Source organism: Photorhabdus bodei, from assembly GCF_003287735.1.
In the GTDB taxonomy this organism is placed as follows: domain Bacteria; phylum Pseudomonadota; class Gammaproteobacteria; order Enterobacterales; family Enterobacteriaceae; genus Photorhabdus; species Photorhabdus kayaii.
The window spans coordinates 1-4,481 of record NZ_NSCM01000089.1 but is presented as its reverse complement, the minus strand read 5'-3'; the positions used below and the strand labels follow the sequence as shown (position 1 = coordinate 4,481).

Genomic DNA, 4,481 nt, shown 5'->3' with positions numbered 1-4,481 from the left:
CGTGCACTGCCGCACAGGCAGTTTAAAAATAGAAAGTTTTCTTTATTCTCTAAACTATCGAGTATGCTGCCATACAGATAGCTTAGAGCATAATTATTCCTGTTTTGGGAAGGCACTATGCTGTGAATTAGTAAAGAATTGTAAGTTTTTTTGATTTACATCTGTGATGTTTTACTTGTGTAAAATTTATGCATAATATTTACCATAAATGAAATTAATTAGTTAGGTAATTCTTAAATTATGGATAACAACTTTTCTCCGAGTGACCTTAAAACTATTTTGCATTCCAAACGCTCGAATATTTATTACCTGCAATATTGTCGAGTATTAGTGAATGGTGGCCGTGTTGAGTATGTCACTGATGAAGGAAAGCAATCCCTGTATTGGAATATCCCAATTGCAAATACCACCGTTATTATGTTGGGAACGGGCACTTCTATTACTCAGGCAGCAATGCGTGAATTCGCTAAGGCAGGTGTTTTAGTTGGTTTTTGTGGTGGTGGAGGTACACCGCTATTTGCGGCTAATGAGGTTGAAGTTGATGTGTCTTGGCTGGCGCCACAAAGCGAATATCGCCCTACGGAGTATTTACAAGATTGGGTGAGTTTCTGGTTTGATGATGAAAAACGATTATCGGCAGCGATTGCTTTTCAAAGAATTCGTATTGCACAAATTCGTGAACATTGGCTAAGTAGTCGAATGTTGCGAGATAACTCTTTTATGCTTAATCGTGAGAGTTTATTGTCATTACTCACACGTTATGAGCAGAATCTTGCAAATTGTCGTGATAATAAAGATTTAATGGCACAAGAAGCTGTGATGACTAAAGCGTTATACAAACTGGCGGCAAACGCAGTGAGTTATGGTGATTTTGTCCGGGCAAAACGTGGTGGTGGTGTCGATTTGGCCAACCGTTTTCTTGATCATGGTAATTATCTGGCTTACGGATTGGCGGCTGTTGCAACTTGGGTCATTGGTTTACCACATGGTCTAGCGGTGTTGCATGGTAAAACCCGTCGTGGTGGTTTGGTGTTTGATGTTGCTGATCTGATTAAAGATGCGTTGGTATTGCCACAAGCATTTATTGCGGCAATGGCCGGAGAAGATGAACAGGAGTTTCGCCAACGCTGTATTGGTGGATTTCAAAAAGCTGAGGCATTGGACACGATGATTGATGCCTTGCAAACAACTGCTCAACAATTGAGTCAGGTGGCACGATGAATATTCTTTTAGTCTCTCAATGCAACAAACGCGCGCTGACAGAAACTCGCCGAATTTTGGATCAATTTGCTGAACGTAAAGGTGATAGAACTTGGCAAACGGCTATCACACAGGAAGGTTTAAATACTTTGCGTAAGCTATTGCGTAAAACGGCACGTCGCAATACGGCGGTTGCTTGCCATTGGATAAAAAGTGGCGGCCAAACTGAGCTGTTATGGATAGTCGGGAATTTGCGACGCTTTAACTCACGAGGAGTTGTACCCACTAATACGACACAACGTGATGTGCTGAAAAGTCAGGATGAAAATCACTGGCATAGTGTAGAAGCTATCAGCTTATTGGCGGCGATTGCCGGATTATTTCATGATTTTGGTAAAGCTAATGCGTTGTTCCAGCAAGGCTTACAAGGAGATGGGCGGTTTCAACCGTACCGACATGAATGGGTATCTCTGCGTTTATTTCAGGCATTTGTTGATAAGCAAAATGATAAGGAGTGGCTGACTTCGTTGAGTCAGCTTGAACCTGGTGATGAGGATAAGATTCTTTTCCGTTTGGTTAAGGATGGTATCGATTCCTATGTAAACCCTTTTATTAACTTACCGCCATTGGCAACTACTGTCGCTTGGCTAATCCTCTCTCATCATCGCCTTCCTGTTTATCCTAGTTATGACGAGCGATATGTACGCAGACCACAATTAGAAGATATTGATAATTGGCTGATTAAGCACTTAGAACCGTCATGGAACTCAGTCAACATGGATAAGAAGGATTGGAGTAATCAGGATAAGCGTGATGTTTGGACATTCCCAAATGGTACACCTATCCGCAGTCAGACTTGGCGTCAGAAAGCCCAAAAATTTGCAAAGAGAGCGCTGCAATCAACGTCATTATTGCAATATGGCAATCTGAACCAGCGTTTCACCAGTCATATGTCTCGACTGGTTTTAATGCTGGCCGATCATCATTATTCATCGCTGCCTGCAACTTTGGGTTGGCAGGATGTTAATTATGGTGTGTTTGCCAATACAGATAGAACCACCGGTGAGTGCAAGCAGCGATTAGATGAACACAATATCGGTGTTGGGCAGAATGCTTTACTACTGGGGAGAAGTTTGCCGCATATTCGTAAAACGCTGCCTGCGATTACTCGGCATAAAGGATTTAAACAACGCAGCAAAGATGAAAAATACCGTTGGCAGGATCAGGCGTTCGATGTCGCATGTGCTTTACGTGAACGTTCAGTAGTACAGGGCTTTTTTGGTATTAATATGGCCTCTACTGGTTGTGGTAAAACTTTTGCTAATGCACGCATCATGTATGGATTAGCTGATGAAAAACAAGGATGCCGTTTTTCTATTGCGTTGGGGTTAAGAACGTTAACGCTACAAACCGGTGATGCATTACGTAAAAGACTACATTTAGAAGAAGATGATTTAGCGGTACTGATTGGTTCTCAGGCAGTGAAAGAATTACATCAACTCCGCCAAAAGGCGCTTGAGCCTGATGTGGGTAGTATATCCGCGGAAGCGTTATTTGCTGAACACCAGTATGTCAGTTATGACGGTAGCTTAGATGATGGGCGTCTGAGTCGTTGGCTACGTAAAGATAATAAACTTAATAAGCTGCTTAGCGCACCTGTGTTGGTGGCAACCATCGACCATTTAATTCCCGCTACTGAGGGTATTCGCGGTGGGAAGCAAATCGCACCCATGCTGAGATTACTCACTTCTGATTTGGTGTTGGATGAACCCGATGATTTTGATATTGACGATTTGTCGGCTTTATGCCGATTGGTGAACTGGGCAGGGTTATTAGGTTCGCGGGTATTGCTTTCATCTGCCACATTACCGCCTGCATTGATTCAGGCATTGTTCAATGCTTATCGGGCTGGACGCCAAGATTATCAATTAGCATGTGGTCAACCAGGTGCTCCGGTGAATATCTGTTGTGCTTGGTTTGATGAATATGATGTGACGCAACTGGATGTTACCAATGCGCAACAGTTTAAAGATCAGCATGATGCCTTTGTCGTCAAGCGCGTGGGTTGCTTGGAAAAAAAGGTGCCATTATGTAAAGCAGAGTTGGTGCCTGTAACGGCTGAAAAGCATAAAACTGAGGTTGTAATCCAGGCTATGGCAAAGGTAATGCATCGTTCTATGTTGAAACTACGTAGGGGACATCATCAAATTCATCCATCAGGCAAAACTGTTTCTATTGGTTTAATCCGTATGGCAAACATCAACCCATTAGTTGCTGTAACACAGCGGTTGTTGCAGATACCATCTTCTAAAAATGTACATATTCATTATTGTATCTATCACAGCCAGCATCCATTGGCGATACGTTCCCATATTGAACATCGGTTGGATTCCACATTAACGCGTTATGATGAAAAGGCGTTGTGGCAGGTGGCAGAAATCCGCAAGGCATTAGAGGAAATGCCAGAGAAGCATCATATTTTTGTCGTACTTGCTACATCTGTAGCTGAAGTTGGTAGGGATCATGATTACGATTGGAGTATTGCCGAGCCTAGCTCAATGCGCTCATTGATACAACTTGCCGGACGTATTCAACGTCATCGACGAAAAGAACCACGGATGCCTAATCTGCATATTCTGGCGAAAAACTATGAGGCACTTAAAGCGAATAATTTAGAACATCCGGCTTATTGTCGCCCAGGGTTTGAATCAACAAGTTATCGCCTTGTAAGCCATAATTTATGTGAATTGTTGGAGCCTTATCAATATGAACTAATTAGTGCATTGCCAAGAATAAAGGAACGCGATAATGCTGGAGATAGTTCACCTTTTGAAAATTTGGTTGATCTTGAACATCAACGTTTATGGGAAGAACTTCAAGGTGGCTCTGATAATAAACACGGTTACTGCTCAGCTCTTTGGTGGCGCGAACAGGCTTCATGGTGTGCGGAATTGCAACGCCATAAACCATTTCGTCAATCAGAACCTGATGAATTATATTATTTGTGGCTTGAAGAAGAGGGGGAAGAAGCGAAGTTTATGGCTCTGGACAGCGGTCAGGCTGGGATAAAAGAAAGTGGGGCGTTTGACTATGTGCCAGAATTAGAGTTTGCACTTGGTGTGAGTGCCTGGATTGAACTTGATACTGAGACGATTTACCAGAATTTATCTGATACCAATGATATGGAGTTAAAAAATGTAAGCCAACATTTTGGTGAGATTCGTCTTAGGAAAAAAGATGGCGGAGAAGCATGGCGTTACCACCCGTTTTTAGGCGTGTTT

The 4,481-nt window shown here is 42.6% G+C and carries 2 protein-coding genes; both read left to right on the top strand.

What is annotated here, in order from left to right:
* Window positions 1-240: 240 nt before the first annotated feature.
* Entirely contained in the window at window positions 241-1,221 is a 981-nt protein-coding gene (gene cas1f, locus CKY02_RS22360) for a type I-F CRISPR-associated endonuclease Cas1f (protein ID WP_112896941.1), read from the top strand.
* Window positions 1,218-4,481: type I-F CRISPR-associated helicase Cas3f (cas3f, locus tag CKY02_RS22355; protein ID WP_112896940.1), on the top strand; the 3,264-nt coding region annotated here is incomplete at its 3' end. The genes cas1f and cas3f, both read left to right, overlap by 4 nt.